The sequence below is a fragment of the Streptomyces sp. NPDC102451 genome (genome assembly GCF_044765485.1).
Lineage (GTDB): Bacteria > Actinomycetota > Actinomycetes > Streptomycetales > Streptomycetaceae > Streptomyces.
This window is the reverse complement of record NZ_JBIWKD010000005.1, coordinates 274,816-296,736: the sequence shown is the minus strand read 5'-3', so window position 1 is coordinate 296,736 and position 21,921 is coordinate 274,816. Positions and strand designations below refer to the sequence as shown.

Annotated in this window: 19 protein-coding genes and 2 tRNA genes; 15 read left to right on the top strand and 6 right to left on the bottom strand. The window is 72.4% G+C overall.

Annotated features, from left to right (window positions below; all coding sequences use genetic code 11):
• Nucleotides 1–322 precede the first annotated feature (322 nt).
• The 7 genes from ACIRD8_RS14265 to ACIRD8_RS14235 all read left to right on the top strand — a co-directional run bounded on the left by ACIRD8_RS14265 (nucleotide 323) and on the right by ACIRD8_RS14235 (nucleotide 6,638).
• Nucleotides 323–1,270, top strand: coding sequence for a phosphatase PAP2 family protein (locus ACIRD8_RS14265; RefSeq protein ID WP_403990730.1), 948 nt, complete (start codon nucleotides 323–325; stop codon nucleotides 1,268–1,270).
• On the top strand, nucleotides 1,167–2,351 hold the full coding sequence (locus ACIRD8_RS14260) for a hypothetical protein (RefSeq protein ID WP_403990124.1): 1,185 nt from the start codon (nucleotides 1,167–1,169) through the stop codon (nucleotides 2,349–2,351). The genes ACIRD8_RS14265 and ACIRD8_RS14260 overlap by 104 nt, the downstream gene beginning before the upstream one ends.
• Complete coding sequence (locus ACIRD8_RS14255; RefSeq protein ID WP_403990122.1) at nucleotides 2,342–3,955, top strand: hypothetical protein; 1,614 nt, start codon at nucleotides 2,342–2,344, stop codon at nucleotides 3,953–3,955. The genes ACIRD8_RS14260 and ACIRD8_RS14255 overlap by 10 nt, the downstream gene beginning before the upstream one ends.
• Nucleotides 3,952–5,286, top strand: a complete 1,335-nt coding sequence (locus ACIRD8_RS14250) for an AAA domain-containing protein (protein WP_403990120.1) — start codon at nucleotides 3,952–3,954, stop codon at nucleotides 5,284–5,286. The genes ACIRD8_RS14255 and ACIRD8_RS14250 overlap by 4 nt, the downstream gene beginning before the upstream one ends.
• A gap of 82 nt (nucleotides 5,287–5,368) precedes the next feature.
• Nucleotides 5,369–5,710 (top strand): hypothetical protein, encoded by a 342-nt coding sequence (locus tag ACIRD8_RS14245; RefSeq protein ID WP_403990118.1) that lies wholly within the window; start codon nucleotides 5,369–5,371, stop codon nucleotides 5,708–5,710.
• Nucleotides 5,711–5,875: 165 nt separating this feature from the next.
• Nucleotides 5,876–6,574 carry a hypothetical protein gene (locus tag ACIRD8_RS14240; RefSeq protein ID WP_403990116.1) on the top strand — a complete coding sequence of 233 codons (699 nt, stop codon included), beginning with the start codon at nucleotides 5,876–5,878 and terminating at the stop codon, nucleotides 6,572–6,574.
• A tRNA-Lys gene (locus ACIRD8_RS14235) sits at nucleotides 6,565–6,638 on the top strand. Before ACIRD8_RS14240 ends, ACIRD8_RS14235 begins: the two co-directional genes overlap by 10 nt.
• A gap of 49 nt (nucleotides 6,639–6,687) precedes the next feature.
• Here the strand turns inward: ACIRD8_RS14235 and ACIRD8_RS14230 are convergent.
• The gene (locus ACIRD8_RS14230) at nucleotides 6,688–7,929 is read right to left on the bottom strand and encodes a M6 family metalloprotease domain-containing protein (RefSeq protein WP_403990114.1); all 1,242 of its coding nucleotides are present in this window, start codon (nucleotides 7,927–7,929) and stop codon (nucleotides 6,688–6,690) included.
• 423 nt (nucleotides 7,930–8,352) lie between these two features.
• Here ACIRD8_RS14230 and ACIRD8_RS14225 point away from each other — a divergent pair, with 423 nt between their 5' ends.
• Nucleotides 8,353–10,191 (top strand): putative bifunctional diguanylate cyclase/phosphodiesterase, encoded by a 1,839-nt coding sequence (locus ACIRD8_RS14225; protein ID WP_403990112.1) that lies wholly within the window; start codon nucleotides 8,353–8,355, stop codon nucleotides 10,189–10,191.
• Between the two features lie 5 nt (nucleotides 10,192–10,196).
• Here the strand turns inward: ACIRD8_RS14225 and ACIRD8_RS14220 are convergent, their stop codons facing one another.
• Complete coding sequence (locus ACIRD8_RS14220) at nucleotides 10,197–11,297, bottom strand: LLM class flavin-dependent oxidoreductase (RefSeq protein WP_403990110.1); 1,101 nt, start codon at nucleotides 11,295–11,297, stop codon at nucleotides 10,197–10,199.
• 112 nt (nucleotides 11,298–11,409) lie between these two features.
• Complete coding sequence (locus tag ACIRD8_RS14215) at nucleotides 11,410–12,174, bottom strand: decarboxylase (RefSeq protein WP_403990108.1); 765 nt, start codon at nucleotides 12,172–12,174, stop codon at nucleotides 11,410–11,412.
• A gap of 184 nt (nucleotides 12,175–12,358) precedes the next feature.
• On the opposite strand from ACIRD8_RS14215, the gene ACIRD8_RS14210 reads away from it, so the two are divergent.
• The 7 genes from ACIRD8_RS14210 (at nucleotide 12,359) to ACIRD8_RS14180 (ending at nucleotide 17,863) form a co-directional block, all read left to right on the top strand.
• Nucleotides 12,359–13,318 (top strand): D-2-hydroxyacid dehydrogenase, encoded by a 960-nt coding sequence (locus ACIRD8_RS14210; protein WP_403990106.1) that lies wholly within the window; start codon nucleotides 12,359–12,361, stop codon nucleotides 13,316–13,318.
• A gap of 218 nt (nucleotides 13,319–13,536) precedes the next feature.
• Complete coding sequence (ehuB, locus tag ACIRD8_RS14205; RefSeq protein ID WP_403990104.1) at nucleotides 13,537–14,439, top strand: ectoine/hydroxyectoine ABC transporter substrate-binding protein EhuB; 903 nt, start codon at nucleotides 13,537–13,539, stop codon at nucleotides 14,437–14,439.
• Between the two features lie 19 nt (nucleotides 14,440–14,458).
• On the top strand, nucleotides 14,459–15,193 hold the full coding sequence (gene ehuC, locus ACIRD8_RS14200) for an ectoine/hydroxyectoine ABC transporter permease subunit EhuC (RefSeq protein WP_403990102.1): 735 nt from the start codon (nucleotides 14,459–14,461) through the stop codon (nucleotides 15,191–15,193).
• The gene (ehuD, locus tag ACIRD8_RS14195) at nucleotides 15,190–15,834 is read left to right on the top strand and encodes an ectoine/hydroxyectoine ABC transporter permease subunit EhuD (RefSeq protein WP_403990100.1); all 645 of its coding nucleotides are present in this window, start codon (nucleotides 15,190–15,192) and stop codon (nucleotides 15,832–15,834) included. The genes ehuC and ehuD overlap by 4 nt, the downstream gene beginning before the upstream one ends.
• Nucleotides 15,824–16,660, top strand: a complete 837-nt coding sequence (gene ehuA, locus ACIRD8_RS14190; RefSeq protein ID WP_403990098.1) for an ectoine/hydroxyectoine ABC transporter ATP-binding protein EhuA — start codon at nucleotides 15,824–15,826, stop codon at nucleotides 16,658–16,660. The genes ehuD and ehuA overlap by 11 nt, the downstream gene beginning before the upstream one ends.
• 177 nt (nucleotides 16,661–16,837) lie before the next feature.
• Nucleotides 16,838–17,596, top strand: coding sequence for an IclR family transcriptional regulator (locus ACIRD8_RS14185; protein ID WP_403990096.1), 759 nt, complete (start codon nucleotides 16,838–16,840; stop codon nucleotides 17,594–17,596).
• A gap of 193 nt (nucleotides 17,597–17,789) precedes the next feature.
• Nucleotides 17,790–17,863, top strand: a tRNA-Lys gene (locus ACIRD8_RS14180).
• A gap of 75 nt (nucleotides 17,864–17,938) precedes the next feature.
• Here ACIRD8_RS14180 and ACIRD8_RS14175 read toward each other — a convergent pair.
• The 3 genes from ACIRD8_RS14175 to ACIRD8_RS14165 form a co-directional block, all read right to left on the bottom strand.
• Complete coding sequence (locus tag ACIRD8_RS14175) at nucleotides 17,939–18,529, bottom strand: lytic polysaccharide monooxygenase (RefSeq protein ID WP_403990094.1); 591 nt, start codon at nucleotides 18,527–18,529, stop codon at nucleotides 17,939–17,941.
• 177 nt (nucleotides 18,530–18,706) lie between these two features.
• Entirely contained in the window at nucleotides 18,707–20,572 is a 1,866-nt protein-coding gene (locus tag ACIRD8_RS14170; RefSeq protein ID WP_403990092.1) for an SPFH domain-containing protein, read from the bottom strand.
• 37 nt (nucleotides 20,573–20,609) lie between these two features.
• A complete protein-coding gene (locus tag ACIRD8_RS14165; protein WP_403990090.1) occupies nucleotides 20,610–21,884 on the bottom strand; it encodes a peptidoglycan-binding protein in 1,275 nt (424 codons plus the stop codon).
• Between the last annotated feature and the right edge of the window lie 37 nt (nucleotides 21,885–21,921).

Below are 21,921 nucleotides of genomic sequence, written 5' to 3'. Positions count from 1 at the left end.
AAATACGGAGATCCGAAGATCCGGGGACCCTAGGATCTGGTGGGTCCGGGACGGCGGTGTCCGGGACGGCGACGGGGGCGACGGACGCGGGCGACCGGCTGGGGACCGGTGCGGGCACAGGCCCCGCTCCATCATCTCGCACCTGCGTCACGGGCAACCTGCGGGGCGGCGTCCGCGTCCCTCCCCACACATGACCAGCGCACGCCCGGCGCATGACCAGGGACGTCCGCGTGGGACGGGCCCCAAGGGGAATCAGGGCATACGACCACCGTACGGTTGAACGCCCGCCGTCGGCCGCATGAACAATGGGGAGAGCTACCGGATGCCGCACGCCACCGCCGTGACACCGTCCTCCGGTCATCGGCCCCGCTGGTGGACGGAGCTCCCGCTGATCGCGGTGGTGTACGGGCTGTACTCGATGGGCCGGCTGCTGGTCCACGAGAACATACCCGCGGCCGTGGACAACGGCCTCGCGATCCTCCGCCTGGAGAAGGCGCTGCACATCAACGCCGAGCACCCCCTGAACCGCCTGCTGACCGGCCACGCCTCACTCGGCATACCCGCCGACTTCGCGTACGCCTCCCTGCACTACCTGGTCACCCCGGCCGTCCTGGTCTGGGTCTTCCGGCGCCGTTCCGCGGCCTACCGGGCGGCCCGTACCTGGCTGATGACCTCCACACTCCTCGGGCTGGTCGGCTTCACGCTGATGCCGACCTGTCCGCCCCGGCTGCTGGACGCCCACCACGGTTTCGTCGACACGATGGCGCAGTACAGCGCGTACGGCTGGTGGGGCGCCGGCGCGAGCGCCCCGCGCGGGCTCAGCGGGATGACCAACCAGTACGCGGCGATGCCGAGCCTGCACGTCGGCTGGTCGGTGTGGTGCGGTGTCCTGCTGTGGCGCCACGGCCGTCACCCGCTCGTCCGGACGGCCGGTGTCGTCTATCCGCTGGTCACCGTGTTCGTCGTGATGGGCACGGCGAACCACTATTTCCTCGACGCCGTGGCCGGCGCCGCCGTGATGGTCGTCGGCGCCCTGCTGACCAGGCCGTTCATGCGGCTCGCGGACCGCGTCAAGGACCGGGTGAGGGCGGTGTTCGTACAGGTGCCCGCATCCCGCGTCCCCACGAGATCCACGATTGTCAGTGACGGATGCAAGACTTCCCCGGGTGAGCGAATACCCGGCCGGCGGACCGCCTCCGCAGATCCCAGCGACGCGCGCGCCCTCTCCGCAGTCGAGGCCGGCGACGACGCTCCGGCAGCGGCTCGCTGAGCTGCGCGGCCCCGCCGTCGCGCCGCATCCGCTCGACGCACGCGCGCTGGCCGCGCTCGCCGCGAACCCGGGATGCAAGCGGCGCGCCCTGCTCGACGGCGCGGGTGTCGACAAGGCAGTGCTGGCCACCGCGCTCGGCTCCCCCGCCGCGTTCGGCCAGTCGCAGTTCGCGTTCGTCCGGGGCAACGCCTTCGAGGCGAAGGTCAAGGCCGACGGCGGCACGGAGCTGCTGCGCCTCCTCGTCGAGCGGCTCGGCGGCGACGCCGAGGCCCCGGCCACGGCCGCGGTCCCCGATCTGACGGCGGCAGGCCCCGAGGGCCGCGCCGCGCGTACGGCGCTGGCGCTGCGCGAGGCCACGGCGGCGGGCGGCTGGGCGCTGCTCGACCATCCGATGCTGGCCCTGGAGGTCGCGGGCTCCCCCGCCTATCTGGAGCCGGACGCCGTGGTGGTGCACCCCGACGGCACCTGGACGGTCGTCGAGATCAAGTCCTTCCCCATGATCGACAGCTCGGCGGACGCCGCGAAGGTCGGTGCGGCGGCCCGTCAGTCCGCGGTCTACGTCCTGGCTCTGGAGCGGATCGCCGCGAAGACGGAGGGCGCCGAGGTTGCGCACCGGGTCCTGCTGGTCTGCCCGAAGGACTTCTCCAACCTGCCGACCGCCTCGGTCGTGGACGTCCGCAAGCAGCGCGCCGTCACCAGCCGCCAGCTGACCAGGCTGACCCGGGTCGAGGACATCGCGGCCGCCCTGCCCGAGGGCACCACCTTCGACCCGGGCTGCTCCCCCGAGGAGCTGGGCACCGCGGTCGAGGCGGTCCCCGCGGCGTACGCCCCCGAGTGCCTGGCCGCGTGCGAGTTGGCCTTCCACTGCCGGTCCAAGGCCCGCGCCGAAGGCGCGGTGGAGTCGCTGGGCCGCAGTGTGCGGGGCGAGCTCGGCGGCCTGACGACGGTCGCCGGGGTGCTGGCCGCCGCGGCCGGCAAGGAGGGCGACCCGGCCGACCCGACGGTGGCGGCGCTGCGCAGGGCCGCCGCCCTGCGCGCCGAGGCCCTGGCCGGGGTGGAGGGCGGCGGCCCATGTCACTGATCAACACCCTGGCCCGGCTGGAGGCGGTCGACAGCGGGCGGGCCCAGCCGCTGGCCACCGTCCGCCACCGGCATCTGACCGGCCGGCCGCTCGTGGTGGTGCCGCTGACGACCGCCGGTGAGGCCGGCGCCCCGCTGGGCGCGCTCGTGGGCACGGACCGTGCGGCGCCCCGGCTGCTGGCGGTGGCCCAGCCTCGCGACCGCGATCTGCGGTTCGCGTTCCTTGCCGAGCTGGCCGAGGCGGTGCTTCCGCACATCGAGGCGTACGCCGATGTCGTCGAGCCGGCCGAGCGCAACGAGACCGATCCCGAGACCGGCAAGAAGGTCAAGGTCGAGGTCGAGCTGTGCGCGGACGCGGCCCAGCTGATCGTGCCCAGCAGGGCGGGCCTCGACTTCGTACGGCTGCTCGGGCGTTCCATGCGGTTCCGGCGCACCGCCGAGGACGACCCGGACACCCCATACCCGGCTCCCGCGCGCGTCCCGCTGCTCGGCCGCTGGCTGACGCACTACGGGGAGCGGGCCAGGGTGCCGGGCTCCTCGCTGCTGCTCGCGGCGACGGACCTGCTGAACCGCCACTGGGCCACGGGGCAGAGCAGCCTGGAGGACCAGCACCTCGGGGCGCTGCTCGCCTGGGTCGATCCGCCGGCCGGCGAGTCCGGTGCGGAGGCGGCGCTGCGTGCGGAGCTGCAGCGGGACCGGGCCGGACAGCTGGTCTGCCCGCCGGCCGGGCCGGCGACGGACCCGGCGTTCGACAACAGGCTGCTGGCGCCCGCGATCGAGCGGTACGACCGGGCGCGCACGGCGCTGGCCGCAGCGGAGGACGGCATCGACGCCGACACCCGGCTCGGCGAGCTGAGCGCTGCGGAGCGGGAGATCAGGTCGCTGCTCGCGGGGGTGCTGCTCCCCACCTGGGACGCCGTGTGGCGGGGGCTCGACCTGCTGCGGGAGCTGCCGGAGGGGTCCAGGGCCGAGGACCGCTGGACCCGGGACCGCTGGTCGTTCACCGCGCACCGGGACCGGGTGCGGGCGGGCGAGCCCCCGCAGCCGCGCCGGGACGACGCGGTGACGGCGGCGCAGAAGCTGGCCTCGCGGGAGACGGCCCAGGCGCAGCTGGACGCCCAGGAGGCGCTCGACGATCCGCTGGTGCTGGCGGGGCGCAGGCTGGCGGGCGAGGCGTTCGTCGGGGAGGTGACGGAGGTCGAGATGGCGTACAGCGAGTCGAAGCGGCCCTCGCCGCGCCCCCTGGTGACGGTCCGGACCGGCGAGCGCCCGCATCTCGGTGAGCGCACCAAGGTGTACCGCTCGCTGGACGGAAAGCCGCAGAGCGCGGAGTTCGTGGCGTACGCCGCCGAGGACCCGGCGACGGGCGCGGTCGAGCTGGTCCTGCGGATCACGGACCGGATGGGCCGGAGCAAGGAGCCCGCGCCGGGTTCGGTGCCGGAGCCCGGTGACCGGATCGCCTGGACGCTGTTCGAGCACGACCAGCGGGGAGGTCCGAAGCTGCCCGATCCGGAGGACACCCCGTGGACGCATGGCGGTCCCCCGGGTGCCGGCGCCGGACCGACCGAGCAGCCCGATCCCGTGACCGCGGAGGACCTCCTATGACAGCCGTTCTCGACCCGGGTGCCGCAGCGGCGCGGGCGACCGACGCGATCCTCGGCGACACGTTGCGGGGCACGGCGCGCGGCATCGTGGTGGACTCCCCGCCGGGCGCGGGGAAGTCGACGCTGGTGGTGCGGGCCGCGCTGGAGCTGGCCGCGGCGGGGCGCCCGCTGATGGTGGTCGCGCAGACCAACGCCCAGGTGGACGACCTGGTGGTGCGGCTGGCCGAGAAGGCCCCCGAGCTGCCGGTGGGCCGGCTGCACAGCAGCGACTCCGATCCGTACGACAAGGTCCTGGACGGCCTGGACAACGTACGGAAGTCGGCGAAGGCGGCGGATCTGGCGGGCCTGGACATCGTCATCTCCACGGCCGCGAAGTGGGCGCACGTGAAGAACGTGGAGCCGTGGGGGCACGCGATCGTCGACGAGGCGTACCAGATGCGGTCGGACGCCCTGCTGGCCGTGGCGGGGCTGTTCGAGCGGGCGCTGTTCGTCGGGGATCCGGGACAGCTGGACCCGTTCTCGATCGTGGGCGCCGACCAGTGGGCGGGGCTTTCGTACGACCCGTCGGCGAGCGCCGTCTCGACGCTGCTCGCGCACAATCCGGAGCTGCCGCAGCACCGGCTGCCGGTGTCGTGGCGGCTGCCCCCGTCGGCGGCGCCGCTGGTCTCGGACGCGTTCTACCCGTACACACCGTTCCGCAGCGGTACGGACCACGGTGACCGGCGGCTGTCGTTCGGGGTGCCCTCGGACGGATCGGGCCCGGACCGGGTGCTGGACGAGGCGGCGGAGTCCGGCTGGGGGCTGCTGGAGCTCCCGGCCCGGCACACCCCGCGCACGGACCCCGAGGCGGTCCGGGCGGTGGCCCTGGTGGTGCGCAGGCTGCTGGACCGGGGCGGCGCGGCGACGAGCGAGCGGGGCCCGGATCCGGTCCCGGTGACGGCGGAGCGGGTCGCGGTCGGCACGGCCCACCGCGACCAGGCCGCCGCGGTGCGGGCGGCGCTCGCGGAGCTGGGTGTGACGGGTGTGGCGGTGGACACGGCGAACCGGCTCCAGGGCCGCGAGTTCGACGTGACGGTGGTCCTGCACCCGCTGTCGGGCCGGCCGGACGCCACGGCGTTCCACCTGGAGACGGGCCGCCTCTGCGTCCTGGCCTCGCGGCACCGCCACGCGTGCGTCGTGGTGTGCCGGGCCGGGGTGGCGGACCTGCTGGACGAGCACCCGTCGACGGAGCCGGTCCAGCTGGGCGTGACGGTGAAGTTCCCCGACGGCTGGGAGGCGAACCACGCGGTCCTGGCGCACCTCGCCGAGCACCGCGTGCATTGGGCGTCCTGATCCTGGGCAGCGCTCTTGTGCGGGGCTGGACAATGGAAGGTGGCCGTGCGGCCGTCCGGCACGTCCGAGGAAGGAACACCACATGGCACAACCCGAGCGGAACGAGCGGCAGAGGCTGCGTCCCGCACCGCTGCTCTTCGAGCCGTCGGAGGCGGCAGCCGATCCGGAGCACTTCTTCGACCTGGAGTCGATGGAGGACCCGAAGGAGCTGCTGGCCCGCGCGACGGAGCTGACGCTCGCCTTCCGGGCGGCGACCGACCGGGCCGTGGAGTTCCAGGCCGTGGCCGCCGCGCAGCTCGCCGATCCGCGCCGGTTCGACCGGCTCACGGCCGCGGACATAGCCGAGCGCGCGGAGTGGACCGAGGACTACGCCAAGAAGATGATCGAGTTCGGCCGGTCCCTGCTGAACGACCCGGCGCCCTGATCCGAGGCGCGTCCCGAAAACCCCGGCAGCCTCGCAGACCCCGTTCGTCACCGCGGGTACACCCGTGGCATATGCCGTCGGGCAAGATACTCCGCCTGGCCCCGCCCTGTCCGGCTTTCGGCAACTCTGGGGAAACGGAGCGTCACGGCCGGTAGACATGAGGTCATGAGCGCATGGCTGAATGACGAAACGACTCTGCGGACCGCCGCCGCCCCGCACCGCGGGGTCGACATCTTCGCCCTGCTGCGGGACCACGCCGACAACCGGGCCGACGACAGGGCCGCCCAGGTCACGGCGTCCGGTGCCGCCTGGCTCGCGGGCGCGTCGCCCTACCCCCGCAGCACGCTCTCGCAGTGGGAGGCGCGCCCCTGCTCCCCCGGGGTGCTGCCGTGCGGTTCCTCCTTCGACGTCGTGAGCGTGCCCGCCCTGTTCGGCAGGCGCATGCTGGAGCGACTCTGGGCGGAGGGCCCGGGCTCGGGCCCGGTCGCCACGCACCGGGGACGGATGCTGCTGTTCGCCTCCCCGGGTACGGCCCAGCGGCTGCCGTCCCTGCTGGCGTGGGAGGAGTGGGGCACGGGGTCCGCCGACGGCGTCCGGGGGCACCAGGGCGCCCTGTCGCCGGTGCTCTGCCACGGCACGGGGGACGCGGTCACGGTCCCGCCCCTGACCGGCGGCGCGGGCGCCGGCGGTCCCCGCTGGGTGGTCGCGCCCGACACCCGTAACCCGTGGCTCCCCGGGCCGGACGTGCTGCTGTGGGCCTGTGTGCGGGTGGGCAGGTCGGCGGCCCCGTCGACCACCGGGAATTCGATTTTTCCTCCCGCCGATCCGGGTGCTAATGTCTACGACGTCACCAGGCGCCGTTAGCTCAGTTGGTTAGAGCAGCTGACTCTTAATCAGCGGGTCCGGGGTTCGAGTCCCTGACGGCGCACCGACGGTAGAAGCCCCCTCGCGGAAGCGAGGGGGCTTCTTCGTGTGGCCTATGTCCCGGTGGTGACCCGCACGGTCCAGGCGCCCGACCGGGTCCGGTCGGCGACGTCGATGCGGATGCGCTCGCCGGGCACGGTGTAGCGCTCGCCCTCGCGGAGCGGGGCGTCCGCGAGCGGCGGGTAGACCGACCGGTCCCAGCAGGCGTCGGAGTCGGGGTGGGTGTCCAGCACCTCGACGGGGCCGCCGCCGGACGGCGTCGCGTTGCGGATGCGGTAGACGAGCACACCCTCGGTGCACGTGGTCCGGTCGTTGCCCGTGGCGCTGCGGGCCTCGATGGCCAGCGCGCTGTCCTTGCCGGTCCTGATGACCGCGAGCCGGGTCCCGAGGGAGGCGCCCCGGACGGGTACCTCGGCCATGGGCTCCAGGGTGAGGTCGGCGGCGCCCTGCACACACACGACCTCCTGTCCCCCGAGCCAGCCGAGCTTCCACTTGTGCCAGCCGAACAGGTCCGGGGACAGTCCGAACTGGCTTCCCATCACGTCCCAGTCGCCGACGTAGGTGTCCCAGTCGCCCTTCCCGTCCTCCGGCCGGTGGTAGAGGTCCGCCAGGTCGAAGACGTGTCCGGTCTCGTGCGCGAGGACGTTGCGGTCCGGCGGGTGCTCCTCGAAGACGGTGACCACGCGCCTGATGTCCGAGCCGTCGGCGCGCACCGGACGGTCGAAGTTGACGACCTTGGTGGCGTCGGAGTCGACACCGGGGGCGTCCGGGTCGGCGACGAGGTAGACGATGTCGTACGCCGAGAAGTCGGTCTGCTCGTCGGCGGCCTTGATCGCGTCGCGCAGGTAGGCGCTGCGGCGCTCGGAGCTCCAGTCGCGCTGTATGCCGTACCAGGTGGAGGGGTGCGGCATGGAGGTCCACCCGCGCTGCGGGTGGGCGCGCAGGGTGAACTTCCCGTACGAGGCGCGCTGGAAGAAGCGGGTGGTGGAGGGGAAGTAGTCGGCGGCGAGCACCTCGGGGGACACGACGGGCTCGGAGTCGGGGAACGACAGGAAGACCATGACCGCGTCGAGGCTCCGGTCGGGGCGCGGATAGGCGCCGTTCCAGGTGTCGAGGCCGAGGGAGTGGTGCGCCCCGGTCCGGGGCAGGGCGCAGGGTCCCGCGTCGCGCGAGGCCCCCACGGCGGGCCCGGCGACGAGCCCGGTGGCGGCGAGCGCCAGGAGGGAGGTCAGCGCGGCCGCCGCACTGCGCAGTCTCGGTCTCTCCGGCCCCCCGGGTCTGCGCTGACGCGGCACATCTACCTCCGGGTGGCGAATGCGGGACCTCCCCTTCACCCTGTGCCGGTTCGGCGGCGTACGCCCTGTTGTGCTGCCCCACTCGTGTCAGTGGGGGCCGGGGCGATCACGGGGAGAGGCGCGCCCACCCTCACGTAAAGTCACAATCGCTCACCCGGAAATTCAAATCAGCCAGATCAGCGCAATAATGATCATCTACGACCAAAACGCGTACGGGTGTGACGCGTGGGACAGGCGTGGCGTGAAGGTGGGCCAGGCGCGTGCCGTGCGCCCGAAACAGCGGGCGCGCTGGAACGGCCGACGCGCCACCCTCTATGCTTCACCTCGTTTTCCTGCGTGGTTCCCGCCTCCGGCGCGGCGCTCCACTCCACGCAGCTGCCCGGCCATACGTGTTCACGACAATCTGCACAGCGGGAGCGAGCGGTGAGCGGAACCTTCGAAGGGCCGGTGTCCCGGGCGGGCGCGGCCCCCGGCGCCGGACCATCAGAGGTGACGCAAAGTGATCATCCGAGACCGGGACTCTCCGAGCTGCGCGACTACCGCGCCGCATTCGCGGCGTCCGCCCTCCCCATGGCCGTCGTCGACGACCGCGGCCGGATCGTCAGGCCGAACGACGCGCTGGGCGGGCTGTTCGGCACCGACCCCGCGTCGCTGACCGGGCAGACCGCGGCCGACCTCGTCGGCCTCACCTCGGACGGTCCCACCTGGCGGGCGTACGACGAGGTGCTGCGCGGTGCCAGCCCCCGCTTCCGGTGCACCCGGCGGCTCAAGCACGCCGACGGCCGGCCGTTGTGGGCCGAGGTCACCGCCGTGCCGATGGGCGGCACGCCGTCCGGCGCGGCCCGGGTGCTGCTGTCCGTCGCCGATGTCAGTGACCGGCGGGAGCTGCGGGAGCGGCTGCGCCATCTGCGGATACACGACCCCGTGACCCGGCTGCCCAACCGCACGCTGTTCTTCGAACGGCTCACGGGCGTACTGGAGACCCCGCCGGTCCAGGACGGGCCTTCGCCCCCGCCCGGCCGGATCGGCCTCTGCTACCTGGACATCGACGGGTTCAAGGCGGTCAACGACACCCTGGGGCACCGCACCGGCGACCGGCTGCTCGCCGCCGTCGCCGGACGGCTCACCGATTGCGCCGAGGCCGACGGGCGCCGCGGCGGCGGTCATCTGGTGGCGCGCCTCGGCGGGGACGAGTTCGCGATCCTGGTCGAGGACTCCTCGGGTGCGCAGCAGCTCACCGATCTGGCCCGCTCGGTGCTCTCCGCCCTCCAGCGGCCGTTCGAGGTGTCCGGGCACCGCCTGTCGGTGTCCGCGTCGATCGGCGTGGTGGAGCGGCCCTCGGCCGGCACGTCGGCCACCGCCCTGATGCAGGCCGCGGACACCACGCTGTACTGGGCGAAGGCCGACGGGCGGGCCCGCTGGACCCTCTTCGACCCCGAGCGCAACGCCCACCGGATGACCCGGCAGGCGCTCTCCTCCACGCTCCGCCCGGCCGTCGAGCGCGGGGAGTTCACCCTGGAGTACCAGCCGCTGGTCGGCATGGCGGACGAGGTCGTACGGGGCGTGGAGGCCCTGGTCCGGTGGAACCACCCGCGGTTCGGACTGCTGGGGCCGAACCGGTTCGTCCCGATCGCCGAGGAGGACGGCACCATCGTCCAGCTCGGCCGGTGGGTGCTGCGCACGGCCTGCCGCCAGGCCCGCCGCTGGCAACTGGAACGCCCGGACGATCCACCGCTGTTCATCAGCGTCAACGTCGCCGTGCGTCAGGTCCGGGACTCCGATCTGGTCACCGAGGTCGCGGAGATCCTCGCCGAGACCGGGCTCGAACCCGGGCTGCTGCAACTGGAGCTGACCGAGTCGGCGGTGATGGGCTCGTCGGGCCGGCCGCTGCACGTGCTCCAGGCGCTCAGCGACATGGGTGTCCGTATCGCGATCGACGACTTCGGCACCGGCTACTCCAACCTCGCCTATCTGAGCCGGCTCCCGGTGTCCGTGCTGAAGCTGGACGGCTCCTTCGTACGCGGTTTCCGTTACGAGGACGGCGCGCACCCCAGCCCGGCCGACGAGACGATCGTCGAGGCCATGGTGCAGCTGGCGCACCGCCTGGGCCTGACGGTCACCGCGGAGTGCGTGGAGACCTCGGGCCAGGCGGAGCGGCTGCGCCGGATCGGCTGCGACACCGGGCAGGGGTGGCTGTACTCCCGCGCGGTGGCCCCGGAGCGGATCGCCGAACTGCTCGGCGCCAGGCCGCCGGAGGGCTGAGCGGGTCAGCCGAGCGTGGGCAGCCCGTAGGCGTCCGCGATGAGTTCGTAGCTGCGCAGCCGGGCCTCGCCGCCGTGGGCGTTGGCCGTGATCATCAGCTCGTCCGCGCCGGTGCGCTTGGCCAGGTCGTCCAGGCCGGTGCGGACCTCGTCCGCCGTGCCGTGGACGATGTCCTTGAGCCAGCCGTCGACGAACTCCCGCTCCATGGGGCTGAAGTCGTACGCCTCCGCCTCCTCCGGGCTCGGCACCAGGCCGGGGCGCCCGGTGCGCAGCCGGACCATGGACAGCGCGCCGGTGAGCACCTGGCGCCTGGCCTCGCGCTCGTCGTCGGCGGCCAGCGCCGCGACGCCGATGAGGGCGTACGGGGCGTCGAGGACCGCGGAGGGCTTGAAGGACTCCCGGTACAGGTCAAGGGCCGGCACGGTGTTGCGGGCCGAGAAGTGGTGGGCGAAGGCGAAGGGCAGGCCGAGGACGCCGGCCAGCCGGGCGCTGAAGCCGGAGGAGCCGAGCAGCCAGACCGGCGGGCGGCCCGGCGACTGCACACCGCCGGGCGAGGTGGCCTGGACCGGTCCGGGTACGGCGTGGATACGGGCGTAGGGGTGCCCGTCCGGGAAGTCGTCGTCCAGGAAGCGCGTCAGCTCCGCGAGCTGCTGCGGGAAATCGTCGGCGCCCTCGTTCAGCCGCTCCGTACGCCGCAGGGCCGCAGCCGTGGCGCCGTCCGTGCCGGGCGCGCGGCCGAGGCCGAGGTCGACACGGCCGGGGGCCATCGCCTCCAGGGTGCCGAACTGCTCGGCGATCACCAGCGGCGCGTGGTTGGGCAGCATCACACCGCCCGAGCCGAGCCGGATGCGCTCGGTGTGGGCGGCCAGGTGCGCGAGGATCACGGCGGGGGACGAGGACGCCACTCCGGGCATGGAGTGATGCTCGGCCACCCAGTAGCGGTGGAAGCCGCGGCTCTCGGCGAGCTTGGCGATGTCGACACCGGTGCGCAGCGCCTGGGTCGCGGTGCGGCCCTGGCCCACGGTCACCAGGTCGAGCACGGAGAGGGGTACGGAGGCCGTCCCGCCCGCTGTGCCGCGAATCTCGTCGCCTCGGTTCTCATCCACGTGTTCGGCCTCTCCGGTGCTGCGTCTGGGTACCGGAGGATGCCAACAGGAGGATGGCTCCGCTTATTCCCGTACGCCCGCCCGGGGCCGGTCCGGGGCCGGTCCGGGGCGCCTACTCCCGCACCTCGATGCCCCGGGGTTCGGCGGCGCCCAGCGGGGGCTCGCGGGTGGCGAACAGGGTGCCGAGGGTGGGGGCCCAGATGCGGCGCTCGGACAGCCGGAGGCCTTCCCAGACCGCCACCTGGTTGGCGGTGAGGACCGGCTTGCCCACCAGCTCCTCCAGCTCGGGGACGTACGCGGCGGTGTGCAGGGCGTTGTCGGGGAGCAGGACCACCTCGGCGTCGGGATGGTCCCCGGCCACGGTCAGTTCCTTCACGAGCTCCACGTCCGCGGCGGCCGACTCGGACGCCTTGATGATGCCGCTGCCCCGGGTGGCGGTCACCTCGACGCCCCCGGACGCCAGGAAGCCGGCGAAGAGCGCGGCGACGTCCTCGGAGTAGGTCGCGGCGACCGCGACCCGGGAGGCGCCCAGCTCGCGCACCGCCTGGACGAAGGCGATGGAGGTGCTGGAGGCGGGCAGCCCGGCGGCCCTGGCGAGTTCGGCGGCCTGTGTGTGCGCCCCGTCCCAGCCGTAGGCGAAGCTGCCGCCCGAGCAGGCCCAGACCAGCGATTCGGCGCCGGCCATGCGCAGTTCCTCGACACCGGCGCTCAGGCGGTCCGGCGTCCCCGCCGTGCGGAGGTTCTCGGCCCTCCGGTCGTCCTCGTCGATGTCGGTGTGGAACAGCGGCAGTCTGATGTCGCTGTCGAGCATGACCTCGATCCGCGGGAAGTCGTCCTCCGCGGCGTGGCCCGGGTAGAGAAGTCCTACGGTCGTCATGTCCACCCTTCCCGTGCGTCCGGATGTCCTGCCGGCGTTCGCGTCACCGTTGCCCCTGCCTGGGACAAGTATTCCCCTTTTCACCCCGTACCGCCGCCCGCAACGGGTGTGACCAGCGGTTTCTCCCACAGGGCGAAGGTGCTGTTGACGGGCGTGTTCCCCGGTGCGAACGTGGTCATTCCTGATGACCACTCCCGTGATCCTCGTCCTGGACACCGACCCGTCACCGCGCCTGGGCCGGCTGACCGGCCGGGCCGTCGTCCGGTACGCCGACGAGCGGACCCTGGCCGACCGGCTGCCGGACGCGGATGTGCTGCTCGTCTGGGACTTCACCTCGGACGCCGTCCGCGAGGCCTGGCCCGGCGACGGATCGCGCCCCCGCTGGGTGCACACGGCGAGCGCGGGGGTGGACCGGCTGGTCTGCCCCGAGCTGGCCGCCTCCCCCACCGTCGTCACGAACGCCCGGGGCGTCTTCGAGGTGCCGATCGCCGAGTACGTCGCGGGGCTGGTGCTCGCCTTCGCGAAGGACCTCCCCCGCACGCTGGAGCTCCAGCGGCAGCGCCGGTGGCGCCACCGGGAGACCCGGGGGCTCGCCGGCAGCCGCGCCGTGGTCGTCGGCGCGGGCCCCGTCGGCCGGGAGATCATGCGGCTGCTGCACGGCCTCGGCGTCCAGGTGGCGCTCGTCGGCCGTACGGCGCGGCGCTCGATCCACGGCGTCGAGGACCTGGGCCGGCTGGCGGCCGGCGCGGACTGGGTGATCTCCGCGGCGCCGCTGACCGAGGAGACGCGCGGGATGTTCGACGCCCGCTTCTTCGGGCTGCTCCAGCCCTCCGCCCACTTCGTCAACGTGGGTCGCGGCGCGCTGACCGTCGAGGAGGACCTGGCCGAGGCGCTGCGCAGGCACTGGATCGCGGGTGCGGCACTCGATGTGTTCCAGGAGGAGCCGCTCGGCCCGTCCAGCCCGCTGTGGGACGTACCCGGTCTGCTGGTCTCCCCGCACATGAGCGGCGACACGGCCGGCTGGCGGGACCGGCTGGGCGAGCAGTTCGTCTCGATGTACGAGGGCTGGGCGGCCGGTGAGCCGCTCCCCAACGTGGTGGACATACAGCGTGGTTACGCGCCTTCTCAGGACATCACGGACTGATGGTCCGACATGACGGACGCTCATGAACGTGCGCCCGCAGAGGAATACGCCCCGCACATCCGCGGTCGCCCTCCGCCCATGACGAGACACGGGAAGGTCACCCTCCGGCCACTGTTCGGTTACATGGCAGCGCTTCCTGCATAGACGTCCGGGATCGGGCAGGTGGTCACCCTGTCCGGACTGTTCGACACCCCGATTTCTCCAGGAGATTGCGAACCATGGCTGACTTCCCTCACCTGTCCCGTCGGGGCTTCCTCAATCGATCGGCCGCCGTGGGAGGTCTGCTCGTCGTCCCCGGCCTGCTCTCCGCGTGCAGCAAGACCGACGCCGGTTCCGCGGACGGTGAGGGCGCGCTCGACAAGCTCCGCAAGCAGGGCTTCGTCCGGGTCGCGTACGCCAACGAGGCTCCGTACGGCTACATGGAGGGCAAGGAGCTCAAGGGCGAGGCCCCCGCCCTGCACGCGGAGATATTCAAGGCGCTCGGCGTGGACGAGCTGAAGCCCACCCTCTCGGAGTGGGACGGCCTGATCCCCGGTCTGCAGGCGGGCAAGTACGACGTCGTCAGCGCCGGCATGGCCATCACCGCCGAGCGCTGCGCCAACGCCATCTTCTCGGAGCCGGAGTTCATCTCCCCCACCGCGCTGATGGTGAAGAAGGGCAACCCGAAGAAGCTCACCGACCTGGCGTCCGCGAAGGCGGCCGGGGTCACCGTCGGCGTGATGTCCGGCGCGGTCGAGGCCTCGTACGCCAAGGGCGCGGGCATCGCCGAGGGGAAGATCAAGACGCTGCAGAAGCCGCAGGACGGCGCGGACGCCGTGAAGGGCGGCCGGATCGACGCCTTCCTGCTGACCGGCATCTCGCTGCGCTGGCTGGCCAAGACCAACCCGGACACCGAGGTCACCGAGGCGTTCGTCCCAGAGCTGGACGGCGTGCAGCAGTTCTCCCCGGGCGGCGCGGTGTTCCGCAAGGGCAACGAGGACCTGCGGGACTCCTTCAACCGCGAGCTCAAGAAGATCGTCTCGGACAAGTCCCGCTATGTGGAACTCCTCCAGGCGTACGGCTTCGGCGCCACGGAGATACCGCCGGCCACGCTCAAGACGGCCGACCTGTGCAAGGGCTGACGAGGACGGACCCCACCGTATGAGTGACTTCCTCTCCATACTCGGCGAAGAGTTCCCCCAGGTCAGGTCGGGCCTGTGGGTGACGCTGGAGGCGACGGTCCTGGGCTCCCTGGTCGCCCTGCTGCTGTCGTTCGTCCTCGGCCTGGCGGCGGGCAGCAAGCTGCTGCTGGTGCGCGGGGTCTCCCGGACCGTCGTGGAGTTCTTCCGCGGCACCTCGCTCTACATCCAGCTGTTCTGGCTCTACTACGCGATGCCGCCCCTGACGGGCTACGAACTGACCCCGCTGGTCTGCGGAATCGTGGCGTTCGGCCTGAACTACGGGGCGTACGGCTCCGAGATCGTGCGCGGTGCGATCAACTCCGTGCCCCGCGCCCAGTACGAGGCGGCCGTGGCGCTGAACATGACGCCCTTCCACCGCATGCGGAAGGTGATCATGCCGCAGGCCTGGGTGCAGATGATCCCCTCCTTCACCAACCTGCTGATCCAGCTGCTGAAGTGCACGCCGCTGCTGTGGCTGCTCTCCGCGGCCGACCTGATGACCGCGATCGAGCACGTCCGCAGCCGGAGCGGTGAGACCCTCACCACCTATCTGCTGCTGCTGGCCGTCTACTTCGTCCTCGCGTACGCGCTGACGCTGTTGATGAACATGCTGGAGCGCACCGCCAAGCGGCGGCTGGGACTGCACACCGGTGCGGGCAGCCTGCTGAAGACACGCACGGCGGAAGCCGCCGCCACTGCGGGAGGTGCCCGGTGAACCAGTCGTTCCAGTGGGATGCCGTCGGGGACGCCTTTCCCCTGCTGCTCGAAGGTTTCAGGGTCACCCTGCTCGCGACCGTGCTCGGCACGCTCGTGGCGGCGGTGCTCGGGCTGGCCGTCGCGGTGGCGGGCCGTGCGCCCTCCCGGTTCGTGACCGTGCCGGTGAAGGCGCTGACGGAGTTCGTGCGCTCCACCCCGCTGCTGGTGCAGCTGGTGGGCGCGGCGGCCGTCTTCAGCTCCGTGGAGCCGCTGACCATCGGCATCGTGGTGCTGGGCATCCACTACGCCGCGTACACCTCCGAGGTCTACCGGGCCGGGATCGACGGGGTCCCCAAGGGGCAGTGGGAGGCCTGCCGGGCGCTCTCGATGTCGCCGAAGCGGACCTGGCAGGCCGTGATCCTGCCGCAGGCGGTGCGCAACGTGCTGCCCGCCCTCGGCAACTACGCGATCTCGATGTTCAAGGAGACCCCCTTCCTCGCCGTGATCACGGTGCAGGAAATGGTCTTCGAAGCCCGGAAGTACGGAGCCGACCACTTCGTCTACACCGAGGTGTTCACGCTCGCCGGACTCATCTTCCTGGTCGCGAGCTACCCCACCTCACTGCTCATGAGAAAGCTGGAGAAGCGCCTTGGCCACTGAATCCGCACCCCTCAAGAAGGAACCCGCGGACGCGGCTCCGGACCCCCAGGTGACAGGTGTCGAGCCGCTGGTCCGTTTCGACAAGGTCGTCAAGCGGTACGGCGACCATGTCGTCCTGGACGAGCTGGACTTCACCGTGCGGCGCGGCGAGCACGTCACGCTGATCGGGCCGAGCGGCTCGGGGAAGACCACGATCCTGCGGCTGCTGATGACGCTGGAGAAGGTCAGCGACGGCGTGATCTGGGTGGACGGCTCGCCCCTCTCGCACGTGCGGACGGCGTCCGGCGCGCTGAAGCCGGCGGGCGAGAAGCAGCTGCGGGAGTCCCGGAAGAAGATCGGGATGGTCTTCCAGCAGTTCAACCTCTTCCCGAACATGAAGGTGCTCCAGAACATCACCGAGGCGCCCGTCAACGTCCTCGGCATGGACAAGGACGAGGCGGAGACCCGGGCCCGGGAGCTGCTCGAACTGGTCGGGCTCTCCGGAAAGGTCGACGCCCACCCCTCCCAGCTGTCCGGCGGCCAGCAGCAGCGCGTCGCCATCGCCCGCGCGCTGGCGATGCGGCCGGAGATCCTGCTGCTCGACGAGGTGACGTCGGCGCTGGACCCGGAGCTGGTGGCGGGTGTGCTGGAGCTCCTCGGCGACATCGCGCGGAACACGAACATCACGATGCTCTGCGTGACCCACGAGATGAACTTCGCCCGGGACGTCTCGGAAAAGGTTCTGATGTTCGACGCGGGACGGGTCGTGGAGTCCGGTTCACCGGAAAAAATATTCACCGATCCCGAACACGAACGCACGCGCGAATTCCTCAACGCGGTGCTGTGACCTTGCCTTTGGCATGTCACTCATGACCTCGGCATATGCCAGGAGGGTGCGCCCCAGCTGACGGAGTCGGGGCGCACCGTCGAGACCGCCAACAGCCCCTCCCTATCGGCTGCTTGGCGACTATCGTGGGTCATGAGCTTGCGGTCACACCTGGCAGATGCCCTATGAGGGGGAACCGTGGCGTTGAAGCCTGAGCCGAAGGCGCCGTTCCATTCGGTGCAGTACGCCCTTCGGGTGCTCGAATCCGTGTCCACCCATGGCAGCGGGGTGACCGAGGCACGGCTCTCCCGGGAGACGGGCCTGCCCACGGGGCACCTCACGCCCCTCCTGCTGACGCTGCGCCGCGAGGGGTACGTCGAGCAGATCGCCGACGGCGCGTACATCATCGGCTCCTCACTCCTGGAGCTCGGCTCCGGCGCCGCCCGCAGGCGGGCCCTGGAGGCCAAGCTCCAGCAGACGCTGGTGCAGCTGCGGGACTCGGTGGGCGCGGCCGTCTACGTCAGCCGGTACGTCGACGGGGAGATCCGCGTCACACAGATGGCCGACGGCCCCCGCACGCCCGCGGTCAACGAGTGGGTGGACTTCCGCTCGGCGGCGCACGCCAGCGCCATCGGCAAGTGCCTGCTGACGCAGCTCGACCAGAACGGCCGGCGCGACCACCTGGCCCGGCACCGGATCGCCCGGCTGACGTCGCGGACGATCACGAACGAGAAGGTGCTCTTCTCGAAGCTGGACAGCCAGCCCGCGACGGTGCCGATGCTCGACCTCCAGGAGTACGCCGTGGGCACGGTGTGCGCGGCCGTCCCGCTGACGGCGGGCTCGTCGGCCGGATGTCTGGCCCTGTCCCTGCCGATCGAGCACGCGCACCGGCTGCGGGCCGCGGCAGCCACGCTGAACCGGCGCGCGGCACCGGTTCTGCTGTCGCTGGCCCTGTGAGCCGCACCCTGTAGCCCCGCCCTGTGGGATGCGCCACGCGCAGGGTGGCGCACCGGCCTCGCTCGGTATACATATACGGGTGCGGGCCCGCAGGTCAGGGGCGGGTCCGCACGCTCAGACGCGTCCTGCGGCGCCGTCCCGGGCAGGTGTCATCAGCACCCCTGAGGACCAGGTATTATTTTCGAGTCAGCAGGCGCCGTTAGCTCAGTTGGTTAGAGCAGCTGACTCTTAATCAGCGGGTCCGGGGTTCGAGTCCCTGACGGCGCACAGACACCACAGTGGGCGGTCTCCTTCCGGGGAGACCGCCCACTGTGCGTCGTGCTGTGCGTCGTGCCGTGCGGATCAGAACTTCACGTCGGAGCACGCGTAGAACGCGTTACTGGTGTCCGCGACGTTCCAGACGGCCAGGATGATGTGCTTCCCGGTCTTCTGGGTGGGGATGGTGCCCTGGTGGGTCAGGGTCGCCGGAGGCTGCTGGTTGCCGTACGGCACCGTCATGAAGGGCTGCGACTCCAGCGCCGCCCTGGTCAGCGGCTTGGTGGAGTCCCAGCCGTCCTTGGTGATGTAGTACCGGAAGTCGCTCGTGGAGTGCCGGGCGGTGAACTGCCAGCGGAAGCTGTAGCCCTGTCCCGCGGTGACCTGGGTGGCGGGCCAGTTGCCGCCGCGCGGGTCGTCGAGCTGGGAGAAGCTGCTGTTCCCGCCGGAGCAGATCGCTCCGTCCGCCGGTCCTGCCGCCGGGAAGCCCTTGGGGCCCTCGACGCTCTGCGGCTCCCACTGGATGTTGCCGCAGCCGGTGACGGTGCCGTTGGCACAGAGCTTCTGCCGGCTGATGGGTGAGTCCGTGTAGCCGTGGCTGCTGGCACTGCTGGTCGCGAACATGGAGACGCCCGCTATCGCCAGGCCGATGACGGCCGCGCTTGCCCTTTTCCGCATGCTGTGTCGCTCCTCGAGAACGTGGGGGATGTTCTGGGGATGATCCGAACTGTCGATCTGAGCTGTGCTGCGCGCATGCTGCGGTCTAGACCAAGTCCAGATTATTGACGCGGCATGAACATGTCCAGACCAATGTGGATCGGGTTTCAGCACGCCCTCCTGTGCAAGCGGAGGCGCTCAGGCCCCTTCCCTGCCGCTGCGGCCGGTGTAGAAGGCCACCGTCAGATCCCTGACCAGGGCCTTGTGTTCGTAGGCGTCGAGTTCGACGATGCCGCGCGCCGTGAGCCGGCCGACCGTGTCGTCCACCGCGTCGACCACGGAGGTCAGCACCCCGTCCCGGTGCTTCGCGTCGATGGCCGCCACCCGGCACCGCTGCATCGCGGCCGCGACCTCGGGGGCGTACTCGATCCCGGTCGGCTGTGCGGAGTAGACCTCGATGCCCGCGGGCGCGCAGTCCGCCTGCACCATGCGGGTCAGCGCGTCGCCCACCGCCTCCGCGTCGCGCAGGGTGCGGGTCTCCTCCAGGAAGGCATCGGCGGGGAGCTGCGAGAGGACCCGGGCCAGCGCCGCCTCCACCTGGTCGCGCAGGTAGTACTCGTGGTCCGCGACACCGAGCGCGGCCCGCGCGGTGTCCTTCACCCGCCAGACGACGAGGACCACGGCCCGCAGCGCGGTACCGCTCGCGTCCACGGCGGGCAGCGGCTCACTGCGCCAGTGCCGCAGGCGTACGTCGATCCGGCCCCGCCGCAGGAGCGGGGAGATCCAGAGGAGGCCGGTGCGCCGGACGCTGCCGCGGTAGTCGCCGAAGAGCGTCAGCACCGAGGCGTGCCCGGACCGGCCCCGTCCGAGGCCGAGGAGCGCGAACAGCGCCACCGCCACGACCAGCGCGAGCAGCGCCCAGGCCCCGATGCCGATGCCGTCGTACGGGTGTTCCGTGAGCCCGAGCCCGCCGGTCACGGCGGCGGGCAGCGCGCCCTGCCACCACAGCACGGCGACTCCGGCCAGGGCCCCGGCCGCGGCGGTGAACAGCGCGGTCCAGCCGGGCAGTACGGGGCCGGGCCGCTCGGTGAGCCGGGGGTCGGCGAGGGGCGCGGGCCGGGTGGGGGCCCGCATCGGGCGGGAGCGCGGGAGGGGCGGGCGCCGCTCCCCGGACCGCCGCACGGTGCCGGTGCCGGTGCCCGCCGTGGTGCCACCGGCGCCGACGAGCCTGCCGTCCTGGTCGTCGTCACGGAAGAGCAGGTGTACGGGGATGGGCGCGGTGGTCTCGGTGGCGATGACGGGCTGTCTGCGCCCGGCCCCCCACCAGGCGACCGGGTCCACGCCACCGGCGGTGAGCGTCACCGGGGCGCGCCCCTCGTCCCCGGCCCCGTCCTCGGGCGGCCGGACCCCGGCGGGCTCGGGTCGTTCCCCGGCGTCGGTCTCGGGCGGCCGCGCCCCGGCGGGCTCGGGCCGTTCCCCGGCCTCGGGCTTCCGGAGATCCGGCCGCCCGCTCACCCGGTCCGGGGCGGGCTCCGCCTCGGTGGCGGTGGCACCGGTGACGGGCTCCCCGGGCTCCGGAGCACGTACCGGCCCGGGCAGAACGGACTCGGGCAGACCGGACTCGGGCAGCCCAGGCTCCGGCGGACCCGGCTCCGGCTCCGGTTCCGGCTCCAGATGCAGGCCCAGCACCCTCGGGCCGGGTACCTGCTCCGGCTCCGCACCGTGATCCGGGCCGGGGAACAGGTCCGGATCCGGGTCCGGGTCCGCCGTGCCGAACACAATCTCCCGCTCAGGCTCCGCCTCCGTGAGCAAACCCCTGCCCAGGTCCAGCCCCAGGTCCAGATCCGCCGGGCCCTCGCCTTCGCCCCGGGCCGCCCGGCCCACTCCCGCGACGGCGTCCAGGGCCGGACCCAGGTCCGCCGGGATGTCGTCCTCCGCCGCCGGAGCCATGTCCACCGCACCCTCGGCCTGCGCCTCCCCCACGCCGGGACCGGGCACGATCACCCGCGTGTCCCGCTCGCCCAGCTCGTCCCACTCGCCCCGCACGTTCTCCGTTGATCGCATTCCCGCCTCCGTCATGTCCGTTCCGTCGCTTCACCCGTCACGCGAAGAGCCGTCGCCATGTCTCCGGCCCCGGATATCCGTCGGCCGCGCTCCCGCTCCAGCCCTGCGCGCGCTGGAACGCCTCGACATTGCGGCGGTCCGCCTCCGTCCAGCGCGGCCCGGGGCCCTTCATGTAGTGCGTGCCGTATCCCTTCTTCACCAGCTGCGTGCCGAGCCGGCGGACATGGCCGCTGGACCGCCCCGGCCGGAAGAGGCCCTTCCCCGGGTACGCCACGGCCCCGCCCGGGCCGGCGGCGGGGATCCGGTGCCCGGCGCCCTTGACCAGCAGGCTCCAGGTGCCCGGGCCCGGGATGCCGTCCGCGTCCTTGCCCTTCCACCCCTGCGCCAGCTGGAACGCCCGCGTCGCCCGCTCGTCCGCGTCGCTCCAGCCCGGCCCCGCGCTCTCCTTGTAGAAGCGCTCGCCGCCCTGTGCGATGAGCAGCTGCCCGAGCCGGGTCACGTGCGCGTTGTCGGCGCCGGGGCCGAACTGCCCGGACCCGGGGAATCCGGAGGCCGGTTCGCTGCCGCTCGTACCGCTGACGATGCCCGTGTAGCGGTAGGCCACGTACTTCGAGGAGTTGCTCCAGTACGCCATCGGCGTCGTCGCCTGCCGCGCGTTCGGGCGGGCCTGCTCGTACGCGAGGTAGTGACTGTGCGTGTGGTCGGTCCAGCCGCCGAAGACCGTGACGTGCGATCCCGTCGCGGGGTCGGCGGGGTTGTGGAAGAGGAGGATGTCGCCGGGCTGCAGGTCGGCCCGGGCGATCTTCGTCCCGAAGCCGGCGAGGCTGCCGGTCCACTCGTTGCTGCCGAGGTTCCAGGCCATCGACACGAAGCCCGAGCAGTCCTGCCGGTAGCCGTCCGACCAGTACGCGGCCATGTCGTACGGAACCTTCGCCGCCACCCACTTCTTGGCGCGGTTGATGATCTCGGTCCGGGTCGTCGTGCGCGCCGACGTGTCCGGGGCGGAGGGCGGCCCGGAGGCTCCGCCGCTGATCAGGGGCCCGACCTGGCCCTGTGGGGTAACCGGCTGGGGGTCGGCCGCCATGCCGCCACGGGTGACCCGCCCGGCGGCGGTCGCGGCGGCCTGGACCGCCCCGCAGGACAGGACCACCCCCGCCGCGGTGACCAGCACCAGCGCCCGCCGCGCACCGTGGGCGGCGGGGTGACCGCCGTGTCGTACGGGCAGCGCGGCGGCCGTACGGCGACGCCGCGCGCAGCCCGGACAACCGCAGTCGGCGGCGGGTTCGTACTCCTCGAAGACCGGCACAGTCATGCGACTCCTCTTCCTCTCGGCAGGCGTCCAGATCTTC

Coding starts and splice junctions, on each gene's coding strand:
- ACIRD8_RS14210 (WP_403990106.1), top strand. CDS start 12,359: ATGACCACTCCCGTGATCCTCGTCCTGGACACCGACCCGTCACCGCGC.
- ACIRD8_RS14250 (WP_403990120.1), top strand. CDS start 3,952: ATGACAGCCGTTCTCGACCCGGGTGCCGCAGCGGCGCGGGCGACCGAC.
- ACIRD8_RS14170 (WP_403990092.1), bottom strand. CDS start 20,572: ATGCGATCAACGGAGAACGTGCGGGGCGAGTGGGACGAGCTGGGCGAG.
- ACIRD8_RS14165 (WP_403990090.1), bottom strand. CDS start 21,884: ATGACTGTGCCGGTCTTCGAGGAGTACGAACCCGCCGCCGACTGCGGT.
- ACIRD8_RS14245 (WP_403990118.1), top strand. CDS start 5,369: ATGGCACAACCCGAGCGGAACGAGCGGCAGAGGCTGCGTCCCGCACCG.
- ehuB (WP_403990104.1), top strand. CDS start 13,537: ATGGCTGACTTCCCTCACCTGTCCCGTCGGGGCTTCCTCAATCGATCG.
- ehuC (WP_403990102.1), top strand. CDS start 14,459: ATGAGTGACTTCCTCTCCATACTCGGCGAAGAGTTCCCCCAGGTCAGG.
- ACIRD8_RS14265 (WP_403990730.1), top strand. CDS start 323: ATGCCGCACGCCACCGCCGTGACACCGTCCTCCGGTCATCGGCCCCGC.
- ACIRD8_RS14240 (WP_403990116.1), top strand. CDS start 5,876: ATGAGCGCATGGCTGAATGACGAAACGACTCTGCGGACCGCCGCCGCC.
- ACIRD8_RS14175 (WP_403990094.1), bottom strand. CDS start 18,529: ATGCGGAAAAGGGCAAGCGCGGCCGTCATCGGCCTGGCGATAGCGGGC.
- ACIRD8_RS14255 (WP_403990122.1), top strand. CDS start 2,342: ATGTCACTGATCAACACCCTGGCCCGGCTGGAGGCGGTCGACAGCGGG.
- ACIRD8_RS14215 (WP_403990108.1), bottom strand. CDS start 12,174: ATGACGACCGTAGGACTTCTCTACCCGGGCCACGCCGCGGAGGACGAC.